Origin of the sequence: Geomonas diazotrophica (genome assembly GCF_019063885.1) — a bacterium.
GTDB classification, from domain to species: domain Bacteria; phylum Desulfobacterota; class Desulfuromonadia; order Geobacterales; family Geobacteraceae; genus Geomonas; species Geomonas diazotrophica.
Window position 1 is genome coordinate 2659887 of the sequence record NZ_CP077684.1, and the last position, 24029, is coordinate 2683915.

Here is a 24029-nt window from a genome sequence, read left to right on the forward strand (position 1 = left end):
GCCCGTCAGGCCAAGGCCCGGAAAATTGTCCGCACGCTGAGTGCGCAGATGAGGGTGCCTATGAATAGCATCATAATGCGCGGCGAGATCCTGCTGCACATGGCAGCAGCGATGGGCGCTGCAACTGCCCCTCCGGCAATCATGCCGAGTATCACTGTCCAATCAGGGGAGCGCAGCAGCAGAAACAGCGAGGCGGATTCGGCCAGTGCCACGAAGAACTTGGCGAAGTTGACCGATCCAACCGTGACCCGTCCCGCGGTCCCCCTGAGCATAAGGGTAGCGGTGACCATAGGCCCCCAGCCTCCCCCGCCGATCACGTCCACCACCCCGCCGGCCACCCCGAGGGGGAGCAACGGAATCGGCTTAGCCACCGAGGCGGCCTTCCCCAGCCCCATGAGCAGTATCCGCACCCCCATGAGGATCAGGAAGCAGGAGATCCCGGGGACCAGTACCTTGACCGGGAGCGAGGTGACGATCAGCGCTCCAGCGAGGGCTCCAGCGACCCCCCCGGCAGCAAGCTTCTTGAACAGTCCCGGATCCACGTTGCCGTACCGGTAGTGCGACAGCCCGGACAGCAGCCTGTTCACCACCTCGGAGGAATGCACGCTCACGCTGGAAACGGCCGGTGGCACCCCCATCGCCAGCAGGATAGAGGTCGAGGTGACCCCGTACCCCATGCCCATGCTGGAGCCGACCATCTGCCCCAGAAAGCCGATGCAGGCGTAGGGGAGCAGGCCGCTGGCGGTGAAGGGCCCTGGCATCTACTTCTCCGGCCTGCGGAAGATCCTACGCAACAGCTTCACCACGCCATCCCTGCAGAAAACGAAGGCAGCGGCGACGGCGGAGACTATGGGGAAGAGAACCTGAAAGACGTAGCCCCCGGTATTGGGGTCGATGTAGGCATGGGCGTCACCGCAGCTAACAGCCACAACCGTCAGGGCCAGCAATGAAATGGTCAATGCTCCACCTCTCATACACTCTCCTTTACCGCGAGCCTGACCTGCTCCGTGATGCGCAGCAGGTCAGGCTCGCCCAGATAAGGGTGCATCGGCAGGCTCATGACCCGCTCGGCGGCTGCCTCGGCTACGGGGAAGCTCTGCCTGCCCAGTCCCAGAGAGGAGAAGACCGGTTGCAGGTGCAGCGGGACCGGGTAGTGCACCGCAGTCGGGATCCCTGCGTCGGCAAGCGCCTTCTGTACTTGAGCCCGGTTTGCGACCTGCACGGTGTACTGTGCGTAGACCGAGCTGCAGTCCGGGGCTAGGTACGGTGTCACCACCGAGTCCCCCAGAAGCACGTTATACCTGGCTCCGACGCGACCGCGCTCCGTCACTTCGTCCGGGAACACCTCCAGCTTGGCCAAAAGCACCGCGGCCTGCAGGGTGTCGATGCGGCCGTTGATACCCAGCGCCGGGTGATGGTAGCGGCGGTCCTGACCATGCACGCGCACCTGGCGCATCATGGCCGCCAATTCGTCGTCATCGGTGAAGCAGGCCCCACCGTCGCCATAGCATCCCAGCGGCTTGGAAGGGAAGAAGCTGGTGCAACCGATAGTGGAGAGGGCGCAGGACCTTTTGCCCTTGTAGAGGGCGCCGAAACTCTGGCAACCATCCTCGATGACAGGGAGGCCATATCTGCCGGCGATGGCGTTGATGGCGGCGAAGTCGGCGCACTGTCCGTACAGGCTGACCGGCAAAATGGCCTTGGTGCGGGAGGTGAGCGCCGCCTCGATTCTGGCGGGGTCCATGTTGTAGCTGCGCGGGTCGATATCCACAAACACCGGCGTCGCCCCGAGGAGTGCTATCATCTCACCGGTGGCGATGAAGGTGAAGGGCGAGGTGATCACCTCGTCGCCAGGGCCGATTCCCAACGCCATCAGAGCAATAAGCAGCGCGTCGGTGCCGCTGGCCACGGCGATGGCGTGGCGCGAGCCTGTGTAGGCCGCAAGCTTTGCCTCCAGCTCCCCCACCTCGGGTCCCATGATGTACTGGCCGTGGCAGAGGACCTCCTTCATCCGCCGCTCCAGGTCGGGCAGGATGCGCTGCTGCTGCGTTTTCAGGTCGATGAAGTCGATGGCGCTCACGTTCATGCCCCCGCCTTGAAGTTGTCATAGAATTCCTTGCCCACGGCCAGTTCCGTCGGCAACGGGGCCTCCTCGTCCAGGTCGAGGCAGCGTAGCATCTGCCCCTGCAACTGGTAGCGCAGCCCGCTCTCCGGGCAGGTCATGATCCCGGAAGCGTCTGGTGCGGTGAGCAGGTGCCCGTGCCGGCTCATCCACCCCTTCTGGCGCGCCGGCACACCGACCATGAGGGCGTAATCGGGGACATCCTTCGCCACCACGGCCCCGGCCGCGACGAAGGCGTAGCGACCGATGCCGATGCCGCAGACCACCGTGGCGTTGGCGCCGATGGAGCAGCCCCGCTTGAGCAAGGTCTTCTCGTAGAGTGAGCGCCTGAGCACCTGCGAGCGCGGGTTGGTAACATTAGTGAGGACGCAGGAGGGACCGAGGAAGACGTCGTCCTCGATCACGGTCCCCTCGTAGATGGAGACGTTATTCTGCACCTTGACGTTGGAGCCGATGACGACGCCGGAGGAGACAACGCAGTTCTGGCCGAAGCTGCAGCGTTCGCCGATCTTCGCCCCACTCATCACGTGGCAGAAGTGCCAGATCCTGGTGCCGGCGCCGATCTCGCAGAGTTCGTCGACAAAGCTCGACTCGTGCACGAAGTAATCAGACACGCCGAGCCTCCTTGAGCTGCTGCAGGAAGTCATGCGAAGTGGAGGAAACCCCCTGCGGCTGGGCCTCCCGGATATCGTGGGCGAGCACGATGGCGGGACGCGCGTCCCTGAGGCCGAAGCCGTTCCCTTCCAGGGTGCGCTGGTAGACGACGGTGTGCAGGTCAGTGAACCCTTCCGAGAACTCAACCTCCTTGCCGTCCACGGTGATGGAGCGGAAGGTGGAAAGCCCTTGCTCGGTCGCCGCCTGGGGCAGGTCGCTGCGGTCCACGGAGAGAAACCACCGTACCCGAGCCCGCTCCAGTTCCACGAAGCCGCCGATCCTGTGACCGTCGGCATGATGCACCTCGCTTTTTTGCACCGCCCCGAAGAGCCAGATCAGAAGATCGAAAAAATGGATGCCGATGTTCGTCGCTACCCCCCCAGCCTTACTGATATTCCCTTTCCAGGAGTTGTGGTACCAGGGACCACGGGAAGTGATGTAGGTGAGTATGACGTCGTGCTTTGGTTGGCCCGGCTGGGCTTGGTGCGCTGCGACCAACGATTCCTTGAGGGCGACCAGCGAGGGGTGCACCCTAAGCTGGAGGATGGTGTTCACCTTTTTGCCGCTCTCCACCTCCATCTCCTCCAGTGCGTCCAGGTTCCAGGGGCTGAGCACCAGGGGCTTTTCGCAGATGGCATTAGCGCCGATGCGCAGAGCGAAACGGATGTGGGCGTCGTGCAGGTAGTTGGGCGAGCAGACGGAGACGTACTCGATGCGCTTGGAAGGGTCCTGGCGCCGCAGCTTCTCAACATAACGGTCGAAGCGCTCAAATTCCGTGAAGAAGGATACATCTGGAAAAAACCGGTCCAGAATCCCGACCGAATCGTTCACGTCCAGCGCCGCCACCAGCCTGTTGTTGGTTTCCTTGATAGCCTTGAGGTGGCGCGGCGCGATGTAACCGCCCACCCCGATCAACGCGAAATTCTTAGGCATAATAGCCGTCCCCTTCTGTAAGTGGTTTCGGAAGCAAAAAGTGCGTTATCAGAGTCTCCAAAATCGGATGTCGCTCTGCTCCAGTTGCTGCCTGTCGTATATGCCCTTCACGTCGATGAGAAGCGGCGCACCGTTCATCATCCCCCTCACCTCGGGAATACTCATGGAGCGGTATTCCTGGTGCGCCACGGCCACAACCACCGCGTCGCTGGGGCGCAGCTTTTCCCTGGCGACCAGTTGCACCCCGTATTCGTGAAACGCCTCGGCAGGGTCGGCCAGCGGGTCGCAGACCTGCACGGTGATGCCATACTCCTCCAGTTCGCGGATGATTTCGATCACCTTGGAGTTGCGCAGATCGGGGCAGTCCTCCTTGAAGGTCAGCCCGAGCACGGTCACCAGCGAGTCCCGCACGCTGTGTCCGGCGCGAACCATCTCCTTGACGGTACGCTGGGCGATGAACTTGCCCATACCGTCATTGATCCTCCTGCCGGAGAGGATCACCTGGGGGATGTAGCCGACTTTCTCAGCCTTATGGGTTAGGTAATAGGGGTCCACGCCGATGCAGTGTCCGCCCACAAGGCCCGGCTTGAACTTGAGGAAGTTCCATTTGGTGCCGGCAGCTTCCAGCACGTCGGTGGTGTCGATCTCAAACTTGTCGAAGATAACGGCGAGTTCGTTCATGAGGGCGATGTTGAGGTCGCGTTGGGTGTTCTCTATGACCTTGGCCGCCTCGGCCACCTTTATCGAGGAGGCGCGGTGCACTCCGGCGGTAACTACCGACTCGTACACCTTGGCCACGATGTCCAGGGTGCGGGGGTCTTGGCCGGAGACAACCTTCTTTATACTGGTGAAGGTATGCTCCTTGTCCCCCGGGTTGATCCGCTCGGGCGAGTAACCGACGGTGAAGTCCTCACCGTTTTTCAGCCCGGACACCCTTTCCAGGATCGGAAGGCACTCTTCTTCAGTGACGCCAGGGTATACCGTAGACTCGTACACCACGATGTCCCCCTTCTTGAGCGCCCGTCCCACCGTTTCCGAGGCCTTAAACACCGGGGTGAGGTCGGGGCGGTTGGCACTATCCACCGGTGTCGGCACCGCGACGATGTGGAAATCGGCGTTCGCAAGCACCTCGACCCGATCGGTGTACCTGATATCGGCGTCACGCAGATGCTCGGACGACACCTCTCCCGTTCGGTCGATCCCCTGCTGCAGTTCGCGGATGCGTTCCGGATTGATGTCGAACCCTATGGTCGGGCTCTTAAGCCCGAATGCCACTGCCACCGGAAGCCCTACATATCCTAAACCAACAACTGATACTGTCCGTCCGGTCATCTGCTCCCTCTTCTCCGTAGGATGGATATATTCCACGACGTGGCACAGCCGTCCACAGCGTGCCAAAACGGGTTCACTTAAAGCGAAAGGCGTATCTTCTTATGTCGTGAAGCGTTTTGCGATCACTCTCGGGGAGGTGCTCCAGGTACTCCAGCAAGAAAGCGAGCATAATCGAAGCGAAGAAACCGACAGCGGTTATCATCACCACCAAGCGTGTGCGGGCCGGTCTACTCTTCTGTGTGGGGACTACCGCTTCATCCAGTACCTGGAGAGATGAGGCGTCCTTTGCCTCGTTTAGCTTGGCCACCTCATACTGCTTGGTCAGTTGTTCGAAAATGGCCTCCTGCGCCTTCAGGTCCCGCATCCGTCGCGCGTACTCCAGTCCTACGCCGGGAACCCTCCCTACCGCAGGGATGGCCTCTCCGTCACCGCCGTTTCCGGTAAGGGCACCGATATGGCTTTTCAGGCCGCGGATGCTACTTTGAACTGCCTTCACCTCGGGGCTCTGTTCGGTCTGTTTGCTGGTTAAAACGGCGAGTTGGACCTCTTTGCTGGCCAGTTCAGCCCTGAGCTTCGCTATCCCCTCGATGGAGGCCTTCGCCTGCGCCTCCATCTGTACCACTTTGTTGCTCTGGGAGTACGCCCTCAGACTCTCCTCGGCAGCTTTCAGATCCTTTTTCACCACGGCGAGGCGCTTCTCCAGGAAGGCCCTTTCCGTCCCGGCCTTGGAAAGGTTAAGCCGTACCGTCGTCTTGCCGAGTTCCTCTACGAAGGCATTGGCCAGCCGCGTCGCTCGCTTAGGATCCTTGTCGTCGGCTGTGATGGTAATGATGCCATCCTTGCCGGATTGGAACTTTACGGAAGTAGAGAGCTGCAGCCTGGCCAGCTCCATGGTCTTCCCCTTGAACCCATCAGCCAGCCCAGAGGAACCAATGATTGCGTCTGCAACGGAGCGGCTGCGCAGGATGCCGAGGTAAAGGTCGCTGCCGCCGCCAAGTCCGCCAGCTGCAAGTCCGGCCAGGCCACCTGCCTGCCCCAAGAGTGCGGAAATGCCACCACCCCCCTCCTTCTGGGGGGGGAGCACTCTGGCAGTGGCCGAATAGATGTTGGGGAGAGCGAGGCTGTAGCAAACTGCGGCCACCGCAGTGAGCGCAGAGATCTTTACTATGAGCATCTTACGCTTGAACACCACACGCAAAAGTTCCAGGACCCTTATCTCGTCATCTTCTAACTGTTTATCCGCTTCCATACCGTCCTTTTTTTACACGAGTTCCTCGATTACAGTCCTGCCGCCACCAACACACCGGCCATGACCGCGATGTTGCCGATGATTGTGGCGATGTCTTTCATGTTCCTTAGGTACGCCGTCTTCTCGTATTGTCGCGGCACGATGATGGTGTCGCCTGAATCGAGCGTCTTACCCCAGAAGGAGTTGTAGAACATGAACTTGGAGGAGTTTGCCTGGCTGATGACCGAGCCATCCACCTTGACTACATAGATGCTGTCCATGTCGGCATCGCCGGTCGGCCCACCGACCTGCTGCAGGTACCAGTCGATGTCGCGGCCGCGTTGGGTTACCACGGTGCTCTGGTTGTAGACGTCTCCAATCACATTGATGCCCCCTGGATCACTGGGGACGGTAAGTTGGTCGCCCCCCTGCAGCTCCAAGTCGTACATGCTCCCCTTGAGGTCGCGTAACGAGGTGATCTCCATCAGCACGCGCCCTTCGGCCTTCTTCGTTTTCAGGATCTCGATGCTGCGCATGAGGTTATCCAGGGTGGTCTTGGAACTGGCGACTTCTTCGGCGGAGGATGCCGTTTGTGAGACGTTGCTCTGCAGCTTGATGATCTGGTCCTGCGCCTTGTCGAGCGCCTCGTCCATGCGCTGCTGCTGCAACTTACGGGCGCTTTCCCTGGTGAACCGCGCCCCTTTCAGGTAAGCGAGATCGGTAAAGCCGCCGGCGCGGGCGATGACGGAACTGAGCCGCTCTCCCTTGTAAATGGGATAGGTGCCGGGGAACATGACTTCACCCTTCAAGGTGACGTAGCGCTCGGTCGCCTCTGCCCAGTTCGGGATGCGGCGCACCGTCAGTTCGTCGAAGGGCTCCAGTTTGACGTTTTCCTTGCCACCCTTGAGGGCTTGATCGAGGTTCACGGAAATCGAGTAGGAGGTGACCGAGCCGCTATCGCGCTTGACCCTGGTGATTTCGGCATTGCCCAGGTAGGCGGAGAGCTTCACGTTCCCCGCCTGCATGAGCAGGTCGCGCACGGTCATGTTCTCAAGGTAGCGGACCTGCCCAGGCTTTTGCACCTCGCCGCTTATCTTGACCACCGGCACCTCTTCCATCTGCTCCCGGGAGAAGATCTTCACCCGGTCGAACTCCTTTAGCTCAACGTCCTGGCTAGGATCCCCCTTGAGGGCTCCGGCAACGTCGAAATAGACGATCTCGGGGTGCATATCCGGCGGGTAGAGACGGATGATCTGCGCAGCTCCGGCGTGGTACTGGGGCAGGAGGTTATCGCCTTGCAACAGCGAACTCACCCTCATACCCGGCTTCAGCGCGTAGTCGCCTGGGCGCAGCACGTGACCTTCGAGCCTGACATAGCCGCGCAGCACGCTGTCAATCGGCAGGACGTTAACCAAGTCCAGGTCCTGCATCTTTATGCCGGAAATCTGTTGTTCCGCGGCGGGGCCGCTCAGGTCCAGGTTGAAGTCCTTGACGACTTTCTTGTCGTGCGCCTCGACGCGGTACAACTGCACCCTCTGCAGGTACCCTGTCGGATTGGCGCCGCCGCCGAGGGCAAACAGGTCCTTCAGAGTACTCTCCCCCTTCAGCTCGTAGATGCCGGGACGCCGGACGTTGCCGACGATGCCGGCGACGCGGCCGATGACCGGGACCAGGATGGTGTCCCCCGGCTGCAACCGGATGTCCTTACCCTTGTCTCCCTTGAGGAAGAAATCGTACAGATCGACCGTCTCCACCACCTTGCCGTTGCGGTTGATCTGGATGTTGCGCAGGCTGCCGTTCTTTGTTGGCCCTTTCGCGGCTGAAAGGGCGCTGATCACGGTGGAAAGCGAACTTACGTTGTAGTCGCCGGGGGAGGCGACCTCGCCTACCACGTAAACCTTGATCAGCCTCAGCTTGTCCAGGTTCACGTTGAGCTGGAAGTCCTTGTAGATGCGTGCAACGCTCCCCTTCAACAGCGCCGGGAGTTCACCGTAGCTTACCCCGGCAACCTTGACGGCACCCACTTTGGGCAGCACGATCTCACCGCTGCGATTCACTTCGAGCTTGTGGGTACCGTTGATGCTACCCCAGAGTGTAACGATCAGACGGTCTCCCGGGCCGACGAGGTAGTCGGGCCCCACCGGAACGTCAGTCTGAGCCGCAAAGGTGTCCTTGCCACGTTTGAAGAAGTTGTAGCCGAACTGGGTCAGCTGATCCCACCCGTATGGCTGCGGCCGGGACTTGTCGATGATCACGGGGTTTTCACCCATGGCCTGTTCCAGCGCCGAGGGCTCCGCCACCGGCTGCACCGTCTTCCTGGCAGGTACCTTGGCGGTCTTCTTCTTTTCTTTTTTGTCCTTCCCTTGCGCTTTGTCCCTCTTGTCGTCGCGGATGCTCTGGCGCTCCCTGCGCGACTTGCCGTCCTGTACCTGCTTCTCTTCTTTGCCCGTCGAAGGATCAAAGAATTCCCGCTCTTCCTTGCCGCTTACTTCCCTCGGGTCTTCGGCCTGCTCTTGACTCCCTTTTGCGGGACCGGCTTCGACGGCTTCATCATCAGAGTCGCTTTCACGCACCGTGGACTTGCGGCGATAGCCCGACTGATCGCCGCCTTTGTCCTGTCGCAAGGAATCGCCGTCGGCGTCATCGGGGGTGCTGAAGTAGTCGGAAGAGACCTCTGAGGAACCTTCCTCTTTGGCGGCGGTTGGAGTCGTATTGGAGGAGGGATCCTCGGAGGTGGTGGCGGAAAAGGCGGTTGCAATGGACAAAAGCGTAAGCGTTACGACCAGAAACAGAATTCTTTTCATGCTTGGCTGTACCTCTAACTGAAGATCACGAGAAACGGGGCATCTGAAGGCACAAACTTACCAATCACCGGGTGCATCGTATATCATGCATCCCTTCAAATGTAAACGAAAACCCACTGATAAATAAAAGAGATCAGGAATCACGCCCTGCACAAATCGCTTATAGACTGGGTAGTTTTCTTAATGAAAGGCGGGAACAGCAGCAGGAGATCAGACAGTAGCTTACACCGAAAGACTAAGGCTAGTCTTTGTGACAATACCGTGACTGCCCGACGGGCAGAGCCGATCACAACTGCACCCAACAAAACAAAAGGTATTACTAATGATCAGGCTCTAGTCTATACCACTTACACAGCGCATTGTAAATGCAAAAACAACAGAAGCCAAGCATCTCCAGTCAAACCTTGAAAGACACTGTACCTCTTTTTTGGCACATGCTAGCTGAGCAGTTTTCATGCCCACTTTTCATGTATTACGCCTCAAAAAATCGTAACCGTCAAGCAGGCGGACCAGCGCCCTGGAAAGACTTTCCACCTTTTGTTCTCATTCCCAGACACTTACCGACGGAGACAGAGTGTATCAGAAAAAAAATAGAACGATACTAAGAGAGAGATTTTTTTCGTAGCAGTGGCATAGAGCATGAGGAGGGAAAGAAGAGTGAAATGCAGATAGAGGGGAAAGAGTGTCAAAGACTGAGCGAGTGACTGAAAATTGACATCATTATTCAAGTTCCGCCCTGATGGACTCCTGGGAGGGAAAGTTCACCAGCACTCCCATCCCCTTCTTCTGGAAGACCACCATGCTGCCGACCGCTACGGCGGAGGCGCCCCCTTCCCTGACCACGGTGCCGATGTCCTTGACGCTCCCGGCACCGCCGTGGGCAATCACCGGCACGGTTACGGCCTGGGCCACGGCGTGCACGAGTTCGACGTCGAACCCCGCCCAGCTCCCCTCGCGGTCGATGGAGGTGAGCAGGATCTCCCCCGCCCCCAGCGACTCGAGTTCCTGGGCCCACTCGACGGGGTTTCTCCCGGTGTTGCGTTTCCCCGCCTCGCTGTGCACCCGGTAGCGCCCGAGGAGGTCCTTCTTCACGTCGACCGAGGCGACCACGGACTGGTTCCCGAAGTGCTCGGCGAGCCTGGTCACGAACTGCGGCTGCTCCAGCGCGAAGGAGTTGAGCGCCACCTTCTCGAAGCCGATCTCGAAGATCGCCTTGGCGGTCTCGAAGTCGCGCACCCCGCCGCCGTAGCCAAGGGGCATGAAACACTCGTCGGCGATCTCGGAGAGGACCCTGAGGTTCGGGCTCCTCTTGTCGGGGGTGGCGGTTATGTCGAGGAAGAGCAGTTCGTCCACCTCCAGCTCGTTGAAGATGCGCACCGTGTTGCAGGGGTCCCCGACGTAGGTGAACTTACCGAAGCGCACCGTCTTCACGAGGCTCTCGTTTCTCAATAGAAGTACCGGTATGACTCTCGTTCTCAGCATCATAGACTCGCAAAGTTCTTAAGGAGCTGCATCCCGAACCGGTGGCTCTTCTCCGGATGGAACTGGGCGCCGTAGATGTTGTCGTGCTGCAGGGCAGCGGTGAAGTCGAGGCCGTAATGGGCCTTGAGGATCTGGTCCTTTTCGTCGTCGACGCAGACGTAGTAGGAGTGCACGAAGTAGAAGCGGACCTCGCCGGCGAGCCCGCCGGTGAGAGCGCTGTCGCGGGTGAGCTCGACCAGGTTCCACCCCATGTGGGGCACCTTGAGCCCCGGCAGCGCCGGGAAGCGTTTCGTCTGCGCGGCCACCCACCCAAGCCCCGGCCGGCTCCCCTCTTCGCTGGAGCGGGTCAGAAGCTGCATGCCGAGGCAGATCCCCAGAACCGGCACCCGCTCAACCAGGGCCTTTTGGTCGAGCACCTCCCTGAGGCCGCTCTCGTCTATGCGCAGCATGGCGTTGTCGAAGGCCCCCACCCCCGGCAGGAGGATCTTCTCGGCACGCGCTATCTGCTCCAGGTCGCCGGTGATGACGGCGGCTGCGCCGATGCGCTTGAACATGTTCCGGATGGAACCCAGGTTCCCCATGCCGTAATCCACGATGGTGATCATTTTGTCTCCTGCGCGGGGAAGCAATACTTAAGATAGAAGCTCATCCCAACCAAGTTTGCCTTCACCAAAAGTGCAAAGAACGGGCGCAGCCTTTCAAAGCGTTTCTTATATGTCGGATAGTCCTTCCACGACTTTGGCGGCTGCTGCATGATCCTCTCATACTCGTCGTCGCTCAGGCCGAGCCTTTTCTTGAAGTACGTCAACAACTCGTCCTCGATCTTCGGCGGAGTGTTGTACTCGGCCCAAGCATCCTTCCTGGACATCGCGCCCTTTCGAACCAACGCGGACAACGAATTGTTTCGGAAGTCGGCACCGAATTTCTGCGGGGCATAGATCCCGTGGAAGAAAGCGGTCATCCGGTTCTCAAGGTGGTGCCCCCCGTAATACTCCCAGCCGCATTTTTTCTCCAGAAAAGCTCGGGCTTCCTCCTTGCTGTACTGGATGTACCAGAACGGGCGGATCATCTTGATTCTGGCCACGCACGCTCGCCACAAAAAACGCTCGAAGGTCATAAGCGGGTACGTCTGCATCGGCACACGCCCGTACATCCTGTGTATGGACCGGATGTACTCTCCGTCAAAATAGTTCTTTCCGACAGGGGTTATGCCTTCAGCAAGAAACGAATGTCCTTCCAGAACATGCTTCACGCCATACTTGGCGGCAGCCCGGTACATCGTTTCGGCGTACCCGAGATCGGTTGACGCCTCGATTTCCGGCACGCCTGCGTAGAAGAACGCCTTGAAGATATCGTCACCTTCCTTGTTGTTGATCACATGCGTGTGGAGGTCCACGTCGAACGCGCTCAGTACCTTGCGGATGTTCTGGGTAGCTATCGCTGAGTTCCAGGTGTTGTCGTAATGTACGGCAAGCGGCCGCAGTCCCCATTCTTTCGCCATGTAAACGAGGTAGGATGAGTCGGTGCCTCCGCTTACCCCTATGATACAGTCGTATTGCTTGCCTTTGCCGGCGCTTCTGATTTCGTCGAGGATGCGGGAGAACTTCTCATTTCCCAGCGCGGTGCCGGTGCCAAACTGCTCCTTGAGGGATTCCACCTGCCGGCAATAGTTGCAGACGCCATCATCGTCAAAGCTGATGGATGAGACGCGTTCATCGTAAATGCAGCGGGAACAAATCTGTATGCCCGCCTCGTCCAGATTGGTGTTCAGAATCATGTCAACCGCCTATTTCTATTTCAACAAGTAGCTGGATGAGTTGCCAGCGACACGACAAGGAGTGCCAAACGCCTTGCTCCCGGCAGGGACGTCTGCGAGGACGAGGCTGTTTGCCCCAATGATGCATCCGTCGCCTATGGTAACGCCCTTGGCAACTATCGCATTCGGGCCTATGTAACAGTTGTTTCCTACCACGGTCTTCGCGTATTCGTACCCGCATTCGCCGCCGCTGATGGCCCATTTAACGGAGTCGTGACTGTAGATCTGCACCCCTGCCGAGATCGAACAAAATGAGCCGACCACCAATCCGCCGGAACCATCCAGCATCACACCGGGCCCGATCCATGTCTTTTCGCCAACCTTCACGTCTCCGAGGACGATGGCGCTGTCGTATATGGAGGTACCCTCGCCAAAGCCCAGCTCTCTTGCCTTGTCCCACCGGTCGACTACATAATCTGCAAAGGGAAGCGTGCGCTGCCAGCGTCCGGCGACTTCACCCCTGCGCTTGTTGTAGAGTTTCCCCAAAAGCTCAAACAGGCGTTCCAACGCCCTGGAATCGCCTTCCCCCAACAGTGCCTCCAATTCCAGGTCTTCGTGCGGTTCTCCCTTCATATCAACCTCGCTGCAAACGGGCAATCCGCCTGCTCACCTTAAGTTCCGGATACTTTTCATAATGGCGTGCAACTATGGTATTTAGTTGCTCCGCAAATTTCACTCCCGAAAGTCTTGTTCCCGGCACCGGATTCCAGCCAGGGTCATCAGCCTCCCACTGCCTGATCAGCAGGCGTCCGTCAACACAGTTGACGAGGAACTCGCCGCTTTCGAAACAGGCGCTAATCACTCCTTCTTCGGCCTCTATAACGTCATCGAATGGATGGCAATTCCAGATGGTGATCACCCTTTCTTCGTGGGAGGTTTTCAGACCTGGGTAGGGTTTGCTGAGGGCCCGGCAGTGGGAGCAGATGGTGGCTTGAGGGAGGGTCCAGTCTACCCAGCCGTCCTCGGGCTTGCGCTGAGGGTAGTAGAAGCCTTCGCTCGGCTGGGGAACTCCGCGAAGAAGCGTCGACGGGTCGGCCAGCGCCCCGGCAACCATATCAGCCATGGCAAGTGCGCACCTGTAGTATGAAACCGCGATATCGTCGCCGTCTGCGTAAAAAAACGAGCGGGTTGCCAAGATGGGCCCGTCGTCTATCCCCACCGTGATCTGGAACAGGGACAGGTCGAAGCGTTTGCACCCCAGCATAAGGGCCCAATTCTGCGGCGATCGCCCCCTACCCCCGTGAATGCCGTCCGGGCTGCCGTGCCCTCCCAATACTCCGTAACGACAGCTCGCGATGAGCCACTGAGGCACCAGCCGTTGCCATCCGGCGACCCAAACCAGGTCGAAATCGATTTCCTCTATTACCTTCCTGTCCTCCGGCGCAGAGAGGCCGTAGGTCCTGACATGGCGGTACGGGATATTCCAGCGTTCGGCGAACGATGCTATGTCGATCCAGCCGCTCATCTTTACCGGGTCGGCGCTGTCAGGGTGAACACCTACGATGGCCTTGACCGGTATGCCGCGTCTCAGAAGCTCGGCGACCGCGTCAAGCCCGGTGCGAGCCGTGCAAAGGATGAGAAGTTTCGGGCAATCTTCAAACGGCATATCAGTCCCCCTCCGGAAAGATTTCCCTATGGCGACCAAGAAACGCAGCAACTTCTTCCGCCCCAAGTCCCAGTCTTTCCGCACCGGCGGTCAGCCATGCGGAAAGGGCGCCGACGTCCGATGCAGGGGTTTTCGAGGCCGGGGAGTTGCCGCCCTTGGGAATCGCTTTCGACCATTTCGCCACATTGACCATGGCCACACACAGGGCGTTGAAATGCCTCGGCAGGTTCACCGTACGGACGGGAAACCCATGAATCAACGAGTTGCGGGCGTTCGTGATCGCCCGATAGGTGGAGCCGGAGAAACCAAGCAGCCTGGACACCGGTTGGCTCGTCAGCAGTGCCAAAGCGGCGACCGGGTCCAACTGCAGCTTGTGGTCGGACAACAACGCCGCGACCTCACGAGCGGGTGCTGCCATACGCTGCAGGTACCGGCTCACCATCGTCTTGGTCAGCCGCTCAAAGCAGCGGTAGAGACCAAGAAACGCAGGCTCCCGGCGGCCGTCCAGCCAGAGCCTGAGAATTTGCTCCCCCTCCCGCGGGATCAACAAGGGAAGGCAGCTGCTGGCCTCATCGAGCCCCGACTTGTTGCATCGCCCTCCCGTTCTCAAGGAGATGCAGTAGCTTTCCCACGCACGTTTGCTGCGCAGGTCAAGGTGCTGACAGACCTTTTCGGCAGGCTCGCCGTCACGGTCGTTCCACCACTCGGGATGGGTCAAAACCTGTATTCTCAGGGGGGCTTCACTCAGAAGCTCCTCCCAGCTGCGGTGGATCCAGTAACCGTTGGAGTCAGATGTGTAACTCACCTGGCTCTGGAGTATGCCGGCATAGGCATTTCTAAGTCCCGCGTACGACGTCTGCCTGCAGGCCATCGTGAAAGGCGTCGTGTTGTGGAAGGAGAACATCTTGACGTCGCCAGAGGTCTTTTCGAACCCGAGAAGCCGGTTGAGAATCTCCAGTTCGAATCGGATTGCCCCCTCCAGTTCAGCCTCGCTGCTGATCTTGTGCCAGGCGGCATCGAAATGAAGGCCGACGTCGTGCCCCAGACCTGCTATCTCCTGCAGGACCTTCCGCGTGCCTTGTTCGAACGGACTGTAGAACTCGCCAGTCAGAAGAATCGTGTAGGTCGCGCGGATGTTGTTTTCCGCCTCGATTCTGGCCAGATCCAGAGCGGCTTTGGGCGAAATGTCAATATCATGACGGATGATGGCAAATCGTTCGGGTAAAGAATCAGGATCGTCCAGGACCTCGAAGCCGACGCACCGGTAGTTGCGGGAAGTGTGCTTCAAAAGCTTCTCGTATTCACGCAGCGTGAAACTGGCCTTTTGCCGATTCGTAACCATCTCTTTCCTCGTTACCGGGTGAACCTGCCGCTGTAGCAGGCCTCTTCCTCGTGGAAGTGCCTGGTGGACAGCCCCTGCCGCTCGACGAGTGCCAGGACCTCCTCCTTGCCGTAGCGCCTGGCGTTGCTCGGGCTGTACCAGTCGTAGTTGGTGACCACCGAGGTCTCGGGCCCGAGGTCCTCGCTCCAGAAGCACTTGATGAAGTTCCAGTACAAAAAGCGCTGGATGTCGTAGCGCCCACCCTTGATGCCCAGTGCCGGGATGTCGGGGGCGTCGAAGCTGACCTTCAACTCGGAGAGCCTTTTCCCCAGCTCGGTCAACTGCTCCGACATCTCCCACAGCTCACGCGACTCCATCTCCTTGCAGCGCAGGCGGAAGTGATCGTCCAGAAGCTCGCGCGGCAGCGCCTTCTTGCGGTAGAAGTAGCAGGCGAACTCCCCTCCCCCCTTCCTGGTGACCCTGGTCAGCTCGGCGAAGGTGAGGTCCGGGTTCTGAGTGTGCATGATCACCTGGTCGCAGCTCACGTAGTCGACCGAGCCGTCGGGAAAGGGGGTCGCGGCTATGTCGCCGCGGATGAAGAACAGGTTGGGGAGGTGGCGGTAGTTGTGCGCCGCCTGCCGCGCCGCGTCGGAGAAATCGATCCCGATTACGAGCGCCTGCGGCGCGAGCTCGGCGAACCAGGCCGCCTTGTACCCCAGGCCGCAGCCGGCGTCGAAGATCACGCTGCGTCCCTGCAAAAAGGAGGCGAGCTCCTCCTCGCCGGAGAAGCCGTAGAGGTCGAGGTACCACTTCTTCTGCATCTCGTAGAGCCTCTGCTTCTCGTCGCTTTGGTCGTAGCGCCCCCACTTGTCCGAGAAGGCGTCGTTGGTCTGCGACTGCTCGGCATCCTCGGCCGTCGCGGCGAGCGAGGCGAAGTTGGCGCCCGGCGCGAAGAGGACTCTCTCCCCCACAAGCGCCTGCAGTTTGTTGCCGAACTCTTCCCTTGTCATTTATCCTCCGCGTATTGCTTTAGCCACTGCTCCACGTTCAAAAGCGACCAGATGAACAGGCGCCGGTTCTGCCTGCCGCTCAGGTGGTCGTCGACCAGTTCGTGCACCACCTTGCGGTCCAGGTACTGGTAGATGAGGGGGTTCCCTTCCAGGAGGTTGCGGCGCACGTAGTCGATGCTCTCCCCCTTGAACCAGGAGGCGTCGGGGGCCGAGAAACCCTGTTTTTCGGCGTTGGTCACGCTGCCGGGGATGTAGCGTTCCATGGCCCTGCGCAGGATGATCTTGCCGTCGTTTGTCTTCTGGAAGTACTTCTGCTCCTTGCCCGGCTCGTTCTCGTCGATGCGCACCACCTGGTCGAGGCTTCTGAGCTTGAGCGAGACCGGGATCCTCTGGGCGAAGTCGACCAGGTCGTTGTCAAGGAAGGGGACGCGGGTCTCCAGGCTGTGGGCCATGCTGATCTTGTCCTCGACCACCAAGAGCCCGTGCAGGAAGGTCTTCGCCTCGAAGTAGAGCGAGTGGTTGATGTAGTCGGCCGGCGTCGAGAGCCGGTGCTCGTGCTTTTTGAAGACGTTTGCGAAGATGTCGCGCGTCTGCACCTCGCGCACGTCGTCCCATATCGGTTGAAAGACGCGGGTGACGTCCTTGGTCGGGATGAGCCGCTTCCAGTAGCGGAAGTACTTGTCGACGTAGTCCTCGAAGTTGTCGTTCACCACCGCGCGGTAGTAGCGCCAGGGGTACCCCCCGAAGAGCTCGTCTCCACCGGCGCCGGAGAGGACCACCTTGACGAAGCGGGAGGCGAGCTTCGCGGCGTAGTAGTTCGGGTAACTCTGCCCCACCCTCGGCTCCTCCAGATGGTAGGCGAGCGTCGGGAGGCAGCGCTCCATGTCCCCCGCCTTCAAGACCATCTCGTAGTGCTCGGTCTTGAAGAGGTAGGACATGTGCTCGGCGCGCTTGCGCTCGTCGAAGCCAAGTTCGAGGCCCGAGGCGGAGCTGAGGTCGAAGCCGCAGGTGAAGGTACTGATGTAGGGGAGCTGCGACCCCGCTACCGCGGTGATTGAGCCGGAGTCCATGCCGCCGCTCAGATAGCAGCCGACGTCGACGTCGCTGACCAGCTGCCGGTTCACGGCCTGGCAGAAGAGCCGGTTCAGCTCCTCCAGGTACTCATCCTCACTCAAGGGATGCTCCGGCTCGCCGAAGTCGTAGTCCCAGTAGCGCACCGGCTCGAGCTGGGCGACCGGGCGCCCCAGCGCGACCTTCGCCCAGCAACCCGCGGGAAACAGCTTTACCCCCTGCAGCAGGGTGCGGTCGGTGAAGATGTTCTGGAAGGTGAAGTACTCGACCAGCGCCTCGCGGTCCACCGCGGGCCTGAGCTCCGGGTGGGCGAGCAGGGCCTTTTGCTCCGAGCCGAAGAGGAGCCACCTCGATGACAGCGCGTAGTAAAGCGGCTTGATGCCGTAGCGGTCCCGGGCGAGGAACAGCTCGTGGCGGCGCTTGTCCCAGATGGCGAGGGCGAACATGCCGTTGAAACGCTCGACGCAGCGCTCCCCCCAGGCGAGATAGGCGTGGATCACCACCTCGGTGTCGGTCTTGGAGTGGAACTGGTGCCCGAGCGACTCCAGCTCGACCTTCAGCTCCCTGAAGTTGTACACCTCGCCGTTGTAGCTGATGACGTAATCGCCGCTGGCCATGGGCTGCTGCCCGGCCGGGGAGAGGTCGATGATGGCGAGGCGGCGGTGCCCAAGCCCGAGCGGCCCGTCGATGTAATGCCCTTCGCCGTCGGGGCCGCGGTGGGCTATGGCGTCGGTCATCCTGCGCAGGATGACCGGGGAGACCGGAGCCCGGTCGAAGTTCAGGATGCCGGCTATGCCGCACATATCAGGCTATTTCCTTCAGCGCCTGCACAACGTAGGCGTAGTCCTCGTCGGACATGCGGTTGTGCAGCGGGATGGCCATGGTGTGGGCGTCGCAGTCGCGCGCCCCGGGAAAGTCGTCAGGCTTGAGCCCGAAGCGGTCGCGGTAGTAGCCGAGCATGTGCACGGCGTGGGTCCCGGGGCGGGTGGCGATGCCGCGCTGCTGCAGCCGGTCCATGATCTCGTTCCTGGGAAAGGGCGCGGTTTCCGGGTCGACGTAGGTGACGTAGGCCTGCCAGGCGTGCTCGTACCCCTTCGGGACCTTGGGCGGGCGGATCCAGCCGATCTTGCCCAACTCCTCGCGGTACCAATCAGCCCAGCGGCGCCGCTCGGCGAGGAAGCCGTCCAGCTTGCCAAGCTGCACCAGTCCCACCGCACCTTGCAGGTCGGTCATCCGGTAGTTGAAGCCGAGCAGGTTGAATTCCGGCAGGAGGTAAGGTCGCGGCCCGAGGTGGCGCTGTTCCTCGGAGAGGCTCGCGCCGTGGTTTCTCAGCATGTTGGCGATCTCCGCCAGCTCGGGGTCGTTGGTGGTGAGCATCCCCCCCTCACCGGTCGTGATCGACTTGCGCGGGTGGAAGGAGAAGGCGGCGAAGTCGCCCAGTCCCCCGGCGGGGGTTCCGTGATAGGCGGCTCCGGAGGCGCAGGCGGCGTCCTCCACGACGCGCACCCCCTCGGGGAGCACTGCGCGCAGGGCGTCCATGTCGGCGGCGAGCCCGAACAGGTGCACCGGTATGATCGCCTTGGTCCGGGGGGTCAGGCGACGCTGGACGTCTTCGGCATCGATGTTGTAGGTGTCCCGCCTGACGTCGGCGAAGACCGGGGTCGCGCCGCAGTAAATGACCGCGTTGGCCGTGGCGATCCAGGTGAAGGCGGGGACGATGACCTCGTCGCCCGGGCCGATGCCGAGCGCGGCGAGGGCCAGGTGCAGTGCGGTGGTGCAGGAGGTGGTGGCGAGGGCGTGCTTGACCCGGTGCCGCTCCGCGAACCCCTTCTCGAAGGCAGCCACCTTGGGCCCCTGGGTGAGCCAGCCGCTCTCGAGCGGACCGCGGCAGGCCTGCCACTCCTCCTCCCCGGTGCAGGGGAGCGAGATCTGTATGGTGCGCTTATCGTGCGCCATGGACATCCCTCCAGGCGATCAGCTTCTTGAGCCCGTCGCGCAGCGAAAGCTTGTAGGTGAAGCCGAGGTCGGCCTGCGCGTTCTTCGGGCAACCGATCCGGTTCTGGACCAGGGCCCGGGCGTCGTCGGCGCTGTAGGGGCGGTACTCGACCTTGAGGTCGCTCTGCTTGAGTTCGAGGATCAGGTCGCACAGCTCGCGGATCGAGGTCTGCACCCCGGTCCCCACGTTGTAGAAGCGGTCGGTCGCCTTGGAGAGAAGCGCCATGACGTTGCAGCGGGCGACGTCCTCCACGTCGATGAAGTCGTAGGCCTGGGAGCCGTCGCCGTTGATCACCGGCTGCTGGTTGGCGTCGATCTTGTTGAGCATGATCGGGATGACGCCGGTGTAGACCGCGGTCTGGTCCTGGTGCGGGCCGTAGACGTTCATGTAGCGCAGCCCCACGTAGTCCAGGCCGTAGCGGTCGTGGTAGGCGCGGCACATCGCCTCGCCGGCGATCTTCGTGGCGCCGTAGAAGTTGCGGTTGTTGAAGGGGTGCTCCTCGGTCATGGGGACCTCGACCGCGTCGCCGTACACCGACGCGGAGGAGGAGTAGACCAGCTTCTTCACCTGGCTGCGCACGCACGCCTCGAGGACGTTGAAGGTCCCCTCGATGTTTACGTGGAAGGCGGTCCTCGGGAAGTCCTTGCAGTGCAAGAGCCACATGGCGGCAAGATGCACCACGTAGTCGGCCCCCTTCAGGGCGTCGTCCAAAAGGTCGACGTCGCGCACGTCACCGCCGTGCGGATAGATGGTGCAGCGGGGGTCGGCCAGGTGCGGGTCGAGATTGGACATCTTGCCGCGGGTGAAGTTGTCGTAGACCACCACGGAGCCGGCCTCGGTCTTCAGCAGTTCGCCTACGACATGGGAACCGATGAAACCTGCGCCGCCGATTACCACTACCTTGCTTCCTTTGATCTCGTTCAATGCCATCGGTTTTCCTTTTGGTGAGGGTTCGGTTTATCTGGTGAGGCGCTGCACCTGCTCCGCGATGGAAGCAAGCTGCTCCTCCGTCAGGTACGGATGCATGGGGAGGCTCATCACCCGCTCCCCGGCCGCCTCGGATACCGGGAAGTCACCCCTTTTGAGCCCGAGCCCTGCGAAGACGGGCTGCAGGTGCAGGGGGATCGGGTAGTGCACCGCGGTGGGGATACCCGCCTCGGCCAACCCTTTTTGCAGCTCCTCCCGCCGCTCCACCTGGACGGTGTACTGGGCGTAGACGGAGCCGTTGCCGGCAGCGAGGGTGGGGGTGCCGACGCATCCCTGCAGGAGCTCGCCGTAGCGCGCCCCGATGCGCCCCCGCGCGGCCACCTCGTCCTCGAAGACGTCGAGCTTGGCGAGGACGATGGCGGCCTGGAGGGTGTCCATGCGGCCGTTGATCCCCAGGGCGGGATGGTGGTACCTGCGGTCCTGCCCGTGCACGCGGATCTGGCGCATCTTCAGGGCGAGGTCATCGTCGTCGGTGAAACAGGCCCCCCCGTCGCCGTAGCAGCCAAGCGGTTTGGACGGGAAGAAGCTGGTGCAGCCGATGCTGGAGAGTGAACAGGAGCGCCGTCCGCGGTAGGTGGCCCCGAAGCTCTGGCAGGCGTCTTCGATCACCGGAAGGGCGTGTGCAGCGGCGATCTCGTTGATGGCGTCGAAGTCGGCGCACTGCCCGTAGAGGCTCACCGGCAGGATCGCCCTGGTGCGGGGGGTGATGGCCGCCTCGATCCTGGCGGGGTCGATGTTGTAGGTTGCCGGGTCAATGTCCACAAAGACCGGCGTGGCGCCAAGGAGCGCGATCATTTCGCCGGTGGCTATGAAGGTGAATGGGGAGGTGATCACCTCGTCGCCGCGCCCTATCCCCAGGGCCATCAGGGCGACCAGGAGGGCGTCGGTGCCGCTCGCCACCGTGACGCAGTGCCTCGTCCCCGCGTAGCCGGCCAGCTTCTCCTCGAGCTCCGCCACCTCAGGCCCCATGATGTACTGCCCGTGGGCAAGGACTTCCCTCATGCGCCGCTCCAGCTCGGGCATGATGCGCTGCTGCTGGCTCTTCAGATCGATGAATTCGAACTTGGTCACGGCCTAGTCGCCCCCTTTCAAGACATCGTAGAACTCTTTGCCCACCGCAAGCTCGGGGGGCAGCGGGGCCTCCTCGTCCAGGTCGAGGCAGCGCAGCACCCCCGGCTCGACCTCGCGGTAGCGAAGCCCGCTCTCCGGGCAGGTCATCACCCCGTCACGGTCCGGGCTCTTCAGGAGATGGCCGTGGCGGCTCATCCACCCCTTCTGCCGGGCAGGTACGCCGACCATCAGGGCGTAATCAGGGACGTCCTTGGCCACCACCGCCCCGGCCGCCACGAAGGCGTAGCGCCCGAGGGTGATGCCGCAGACCACGGTGGCGTTGGCGCCGATGGAGCAGCCTCGCTTGAGCAAAGTCTTCTCGTAGAGGGCGCGGCGCAGCACCTGGGACCTGGGGTTGGTGACGTTGGTGAGCACGCAGGAGGGACCGAGGAAGACGTCGTCCTCGATGACCGTCCCCTCGTATATGGAGACGTTGTTCTGCACCTTCACGTTGGAGCCGATCACCACACCCGGGGAGACCACGCAGTTCTGGCCGAAACTGCAGCGCTCGCCGATGGCTGCCCCGGACATGACGTGGCAGAAGTGCCAGATCTTGGTGCCGGCACCGACTTGTGCCCCTTCATCGACATAGGACGATTCGTGTACGAAGTAATCCATCTCTCCTCCTGACGGGCGGGTGCCGTCGCCGGCCTACAATCTCCAGAGCCGGATCCCGTGCGCGGCGAGTTGCTCGGCCTTGAAGATCCCTTTCACGTCGATCACGAGCGGCGAGCCGTTCATCATCCCCTTGAGCTGTTCCGGAGACATCCCCCGGTACTCCTTGTGCGCCACGGCGATCACGAGTGCCTCGGCGACCTGCAGTTTGTCGGCGGGAACGAGGGTGACCCCGTATTCGTGCCGCGCCTCGTCAGGGTCGGCCAGGGGGTCGCAGACCTGGACCTCGATGCCGTAGTCCTGGAGCTCGTGGATGATGTCGATCACCTTGGAGTTGCGCAGGTCGGGGCAGTCCTCCTTGAAGGTCAGGCCGAGCACGGTGACCCGGACCCCGAGCACGTTGTGCCCCGCACGGATCATCTCCTTCACGGTGCGCTGGGCGATGAACTTCCCCATGCCGTCGTTGATGCGCCTGCCGGCCAGGATGACCTGCGGGATGTAGCCGAGCTTCTCCGCCTTGTGGGTGAGGTAGTAGGGGTCGACCCCGATGCAATGCCCCCCCACCAGTCCGGGCTGGAACTTCAGGAAGTTCCACTTGGTCCCGGCCGCCTCCAGCACGGAGTTGGTGTCGATCCCCATGCGGTCGAAGATGAGGGCAAGCTCGTTCATAAGGGCGATGTTGAGGTCGCGCTGGGTGTTCTCGATGACCTTGGCGGCCTCGGCGACCATGATGGAGGGGGCCCGGTGCACGCCGGCGGTGACGACCGACTCGTAGACGTCCCCGACGATCTTGAGGGTCGCGGCGTCCTGGCCGGAGACCACCTTCTTGATCTTGGTGAAGGTGTGCTCCTTGTCGCCGGGGTTGATCCGTTCCGGGCTGTACCCCACGAAGAAGTCGGTGCCACAGGCAAGCCCGGAGACGCGCTCGAGGATGGGAACGCATTCGTCCTCGGTCACGCCGGGGTAGACCGTCGACTCGTACACGACGATGTCCCCCTTTTTCAGGGCCCTCCCCACCGTGTCGGACGCACGCAGCATCGGGGTGAGGTCCGGCTGATTGGCCGAGTCAACCGGAGTCGGCACCGCTACGATGTGGAAGTCGGCCTCGCTCAACACCTCTATGCTGTCGGTGAAGACGATATCTGCCTCGCGGAGCTCGCTTTCAGTCACCTCTCCGGTACGGTCGTACCCGCTTTTCAGCTCCTGGATGCGCGCGGCGTTGATGTCGAAGCCATAGGTTTTATGCACTTTGCCAAAGGCGACCGCCACCGGCAGGCCGACATAGCCCAAACCGATAACGGAGATAATACGATTGTGGTTCATCTGACATGGTCTCCTCAGCAGTGGATTTCACAACACAAAAATTCATTGAACAAAAAGTCTGCTTCCATTCAAGCTCTACGGCACCAGTACCCCGTAGGGGAGTCGATAAACAGGGGCATGTTCCGGCAGCAGCGATCCGCAGGTAGCCGTTGCGGGGGAGACGATGGCCGCCTGGTCTCCGGGCCAAGGCAGCGCACCTGCCCGAAACGACTTATAGCAGCTTTCATGCCGGTGTTCATCTCTTGATGGAAAAAACAGGATTCAGGTACGGCAGACGGTGGGAACTCTTTGAAGCGGTGGCTGGGCCTTTTTTTTCATTGGTTCAGGCTCAGCGGGCCAGGGGTAGTGTATCAGAAAATACTCAGAAAGGAACAAGCGAAAAACAGTGGGGAAGGGACAATACGCATGAAAGCGGGGAGATCGTGTCAAAAAAGCAAAGGGATGTCCAAATGTTGACATCCCTTCGTTTCAGGCAGAGTGAGAATATATGGTCGCGCTTCAACTATTGTAACTTGATTGGCTGATCAAAAAGTTCAGGGATCCATCTAAAGGCGCTTACGATGATCCAGACTGTCTTGGAGTTACATCTCCCCCGATTGTGGAAATACCTGTCACCTTT

The 24029-nt window shown here is 61.0% G+C and carries 21 protein-coding genes; all 21 read right to left on the bottom strand.

Annotated elements, in window-relative coordinates; all coding sequences use genetic code 11:
- Nucleotides 1-5: 5 nt before the first annotated feature.
- The 21 genes from KP003_RS11580 to KP003_RS11680 all read right to left on the bottom strand — a co-directional run bounded on the left by KP003_RS11580 (nt 6) and on the right by KP003_RS11680 (nt 23410).
- On the bottom strand, nt 6-761 hold the full coding sequence (locus KP003_RS11580) for a sulfite exporter TauE/SafE family protein (protein WP_216497727.1): 756 nt from the start codon (nt 759-761) through the stop codon (nt 6-8).
- On the bottom strand, nt 762-974 hold the full coding sequence (locus tag KP003_RS11585; RefSeq protein WP_217299623.1) for a hypothetical protein: 213 nt from the start codon (nt 972-974) through the stop codon (nt 762-764).
- Nucleotides 971-2086, bottom strand: coding sequence for a DegT/DnrJ/EryC1/StrS family aminotransferase (locus KP003_RS11590; protein ID WP_217299624.1), 1116 nt, complete (start codon nt 2084-2086; stop codon nt 971-973). Before KP003_RS11590 ends, KP003_RS11585 begins: the two co-directional genes overlap by 4 nt.
- Nucleotides 2083-2736 carry an acyltransferase gene (locus tag KP003_RS11595; protein ID WP_239027518.1) on the bottom strand — a complete coding sequence of 218 codons (654 nt, stop codon included), beginning with the start codon at nt 2734-2736 and terminating at the stop codon, nt 2083-2085. Before KP003_RS11595 ends, KP003_RS11590 begins: the two co-directional genes overlap by 4 nt.
- A complete protein-coding gene (locus tag KP003_RS11600) occupies nt 2729-3709 on the bottom strand; it encodes a Gfo/Idh/MocA family protein (RefSeq protein WP_216497731.1) in 981 nt (326 codons plus the stop codon). The genes KP003_RS11595 and KP003_RS11600 overlap by 8 nt, the downstream gene beginning before the upstream one ends.
- 48 nt (nt 3710-3757) lie before the next feature.
- Nucleotides 3758-5041: a nucleotide sugar dehydrogenase gene (locus KP003_RS11605; protein WP_217299626.1), complete on the bottom strand. Its 1284-nt coding sequence runs from the start codon at nt 5039-5041 to the stop codon at nt 3758-3760.
- Nucleotides 5042-5114: 73 nt separating this feature from the next.
- Nucleotides 5115-6290 (bottom strand): GumC family protein, encoded by a 1176-nt coding sequence (locus tag KP003_RS11610; protein ID WP_216497733.1) that lies wholly within the window; start codon nt 6288-6290, stop codon nt 5115-5117.
- Nucleotides 6291-6319: 29 nt separating this feature from the next.
- Nucleotides 6320-9073: an SLBB domain-containing protein gene (locus tag KP003_RS11615; RefSeq protein WP_217299627.1), complete on the bottom strand. Its 2754-nt coding sequence runs from the start codon at nt 9071-9073 to the stop codon at nt 6320-6322.
- Nucleotides 9074-9793: 720 nt separating this feature from the next.
- Nucleotides 9794-10555 carry an AglZ/HisF2 family acetamidino modification protein gene (locus KP003_RS11620; RefSeq protein ID WP_216497735.1) on the bottom strand — a complete coding sequence of 254 codons (762 nt, stop codon included), beginning with the start codon at nt 10553-10555 and terminating at the stop codon, nt 9794-9796.
- Nucleotides 10555-11160, bottom strand: a complete 606-nt coding sequence (hisH, locus tag KP003_RS11625) for an imidazole glycerol phosphate synthase subunit HisH (RefSeq protein WP_216497736.1) — start codon at nt 11158-11160, stop codon at nt 10555-10557. The genes KP003_RS11620 and hisH overlap by 1 nt, the downstream gene beginning before the upstream one ends.
- On the bottom strand, nt 11157-12332 hold the full coding sequence (locus KP003_RS11630; RefSeq protein ID WP_216497737.1) for an N-acetyl sugar amidotransferase: 1176 nt from the start codon (nt 12330-12332) through the stop codon (nt 11157-11159). The genes hisH and KP003_RS11630 overlap by 4 nt, the downstream gene beginning before the upstream one ends.
- 15 nt (nt 12333-12347) lie before the next feature.
- Nucleotides 12348-12944 (bottom strand): acyltransferase, encoded by a 597-nt coding sequence (locus KP003_RS11635; RefSeq protein ID WP_216788428.1) that lies wholly within the window; start codon nt 12942-12944, stop codon nt 12348-12350.
- A gap of 1 nt (nt 12945) precedes the next feature.
- Entirely contained in the window at nt 12946-13977 is a 1032-nt protein-coding gene (locus tag KP003_RS11640; RefSeq protein ID WP_216788430.1) for a methionyl-tRNA formyltransferase, read from the bottom strand.
- Between the two features lies 1 nt (nt 13978).
- Nucleotides 13979-15319: a hypothetical protein gene (locus tag KP003_RS11645; protein ID WP_216497740.1), complete on the bottom strand. Its 1341-nt coding sequence runs from the start codon at nt 15317-15319 to the stop codon at nt 13979-13981.
- Between the two features lie 11 nt (nt 15320-15330).
- The gene (locus tag KP003_RS11650) at nt 15331-16308 is read right to left on the bottom strand and encodes a class I SAM-dependent methyltransferase (RefSeq protein ID WP_216497741.1); all 978 of its coding nucleotides are present in this window, start codon (nt 16306-16308) and stop codon (nt 15331-15333) included.
- Nucleotides 16305-18182 (bottom strand): asparagine synthase (glutamine-hydrolyzing), encoded by a 1878-nt coding sequence (gene asnB, locus KP003_RS11655; protein WP_216497742.1) that lies wholly within the window; start codon nt 18180-18182, stop codon nt 16305-16307. The genes KP003_RS11650 and asnB overlap by 4 nt, the downstream gene beginning before the upstream one ends.
- A gap of 1 nt (nt 18183) precedes the next feature.
- Entirely contained in the window at nt 18184-19335 is a 1152-nt protein-coding gene (locus tag KP003_RS11660; protein ID WP_216497743.1) for a DegT/DnrJ/EryC1/StrS family aminotransferase, read from the bottom strand.
- Nucleotides 19322-20305: an NAD-dependent epimerase/dehydratase family protein gene (locus KP003_RS11665; protein WP_216497744.1), complete on the bottom strand. Its 984-nt coding sequence runs from the start codon at nt 20303-20305 to the stop codon at nt 19322-19324. Before KP003_RS11665 ends, KP003_RS11660 begins: the two co-directional genes overlap by 14 nt.
- Nucleotides 20306-20332: 27 nt before the next feature.
- Nucleotides 20333-21433 (bottom strand): DegT/DnrJ/EryC1/StrS family aminotransferase, encoded by a 1101-nt coding sequence (locus tag KP003_RS11670; RefSeq protein WP_302467694.1) that lies wholly within the window; start codon nt 21431-21433, stop codon nt 20333-20335.
- Between the two features lie 3 nt (nt 21434-21436).
- Nucleotides 21437-22090 carry an acyltransferase gene (locus KP003_RS11675; RefSeq protein ID WP_216497745.1) on the bottom strand — a complete coding sequence of 218 codons (654 nt, stop codon included), beginning with the start codon at nt 22088-22090 and terminating at the stop codon, nt 21437-21439.
- 33 nt (nt 22091-22123) lie between these two features.
- Complete coding sequence (locus KP003_RS11680) at nt 22124-23410, bottom strand: nucleotide sugar dehydrogenase (RefSeq protein WP_216497746.1); 1287 nt, start codon at nt 23408-23410, stop codon at nt 22124-22126.
- Between the last annotated feature and the right edge of the window lie 619 nt (nt 23411-24029).

Bases quoted from the DNA above. Each gene is read 5' to 3' on its own strand.
- KP003_RS11580 (WP_216497727.1), bottom strand. From the start codon at position 761: ATGCCAGGGCCCTTCACCGCCAGCGGCCTGCTCCCCTACGCCTGCATC.
- KP003_RS11585 (WP_217299623.1), bottom strand. From the start codon at position 974: ATGAGAGGTGGAGCATTGACCATTTCATTGCTGGCCCTGACGGTTGTG.
- KP003_RS11590 (WP_217299624.1), bottom strand. From the start codon at position 2,086: ATGAACGTGAGCGCCATCGACTTCATCGACCTGAAAACGCAGCAGCAG.
- KP003_RS11600 (WP_216497731.1), bottom strand. From the start codon at position 3,709: ATGCCTAAGAATTTCGCGTTGATCGGGGTGGGCGGTTACATCGCGCCG.
- KP003_RS11605 (WP_217299626.1), bottom strand. From the start codon at position 5,041: ATGACCGGACGGACAGTATCAGTTGTTGGTTTAGGATATGTAGGGCTT.
- KP003_RS11610 (WP_216497733.1), bottom strand. From the start codon at position 6,290: ATGGAAGCGGATAAACAGTTAGAAGATGACGAGATAAGGGTCCTGGAA.
- KP003_RS11615 (WP_217299627.1), bottom strand. From the start codon at position 9,073: ATGAAAAGAATTCTGTTTCTGGTCGTAACGCTTACGCTTTTGTCCATT.
- KP003_RS11620 (WP_216497735.1), bottom strand. From the start codon at position 10,555: ATGCTGAGAACGAGAGTCATACCGGTACTTCTATTGAGAAACGAGAGC.
- hisH (WP_216497736.1), bottom strand. From the start codon at position 11,160: ATGATCACCATCGTGGATTACGGCATGGGGAACCTGGGTTCCATCCGG.
- KP003_RS11630 (WP_216497737.1), bottom strand. From the start codon at position 12,332: ATGATTCTGAACACCAATCTGGACGAGGCGGGCATACAGATTTGTTCC.
- KP003_RS11635 (WP_216788428.1), bottom strand. From the start codon at position 12,944: ATGAAGGGAGAACCGCACGAAGACCTGGAATTGGAGGCACTGTTGGGG.
- KP003_RS11640 (WP_216788430.1), bottom strand. From the start codon at position 13,977: ATGCCGTTTGAAGATTGCCCGAAACTTCTCATCCTTTGCACGGCTCGC.
- KP003_RS11645 (WP_216497740.1), bottom strand. From the start codon at position 15,319: ATGGTTACGAATCGGCAAAAGGCCAGTTTCACGCTGCGTGAATACGAG.
- KP003_RS11650 (WP_216497741.1), bottom strand. From the start codon at position 16,308: ATGACAAGGGAAGAGTTCGGCAACAAACTGCAGGCGCTTGTGGGGGAG.
- asnB (WP_216497742.1), bottom strand. From the start codon at position 18,182: ATGTGCGGCATAGCCGGCATCCTGAACTTCGACCGGGCTCCGGTCTCC.
- KP003_RS11660 (WP_216497743.1), bottom strand. From the start codon at position 19,335: ATGGCGCACGATAAGCGCACCATACAGATCTCGCTCCCCTGCACCGGG.
- KP003_RS11665 (WP_216497744.1), bottom strand. From the start codon at position 20,305: ATGGCATTGAACGAGATCAAAGGAAGCAAGGTAGTGGTAATCGGCGGC.
- KP003_RS11675 (WP_216497745.1), bottom strand. From the start codon at position 22,090: ATGGATTACTTCGTACACGAATCGTCCTATGTCGATGAAGGGGCACAA.
- KP003_RS11680 (WP_216497746.1), bottom strand. From the start codon at position 23,410: ATGAACCACAATCGTATTATCTCCGTTATCGGTTTGGGCTATGTCGGC.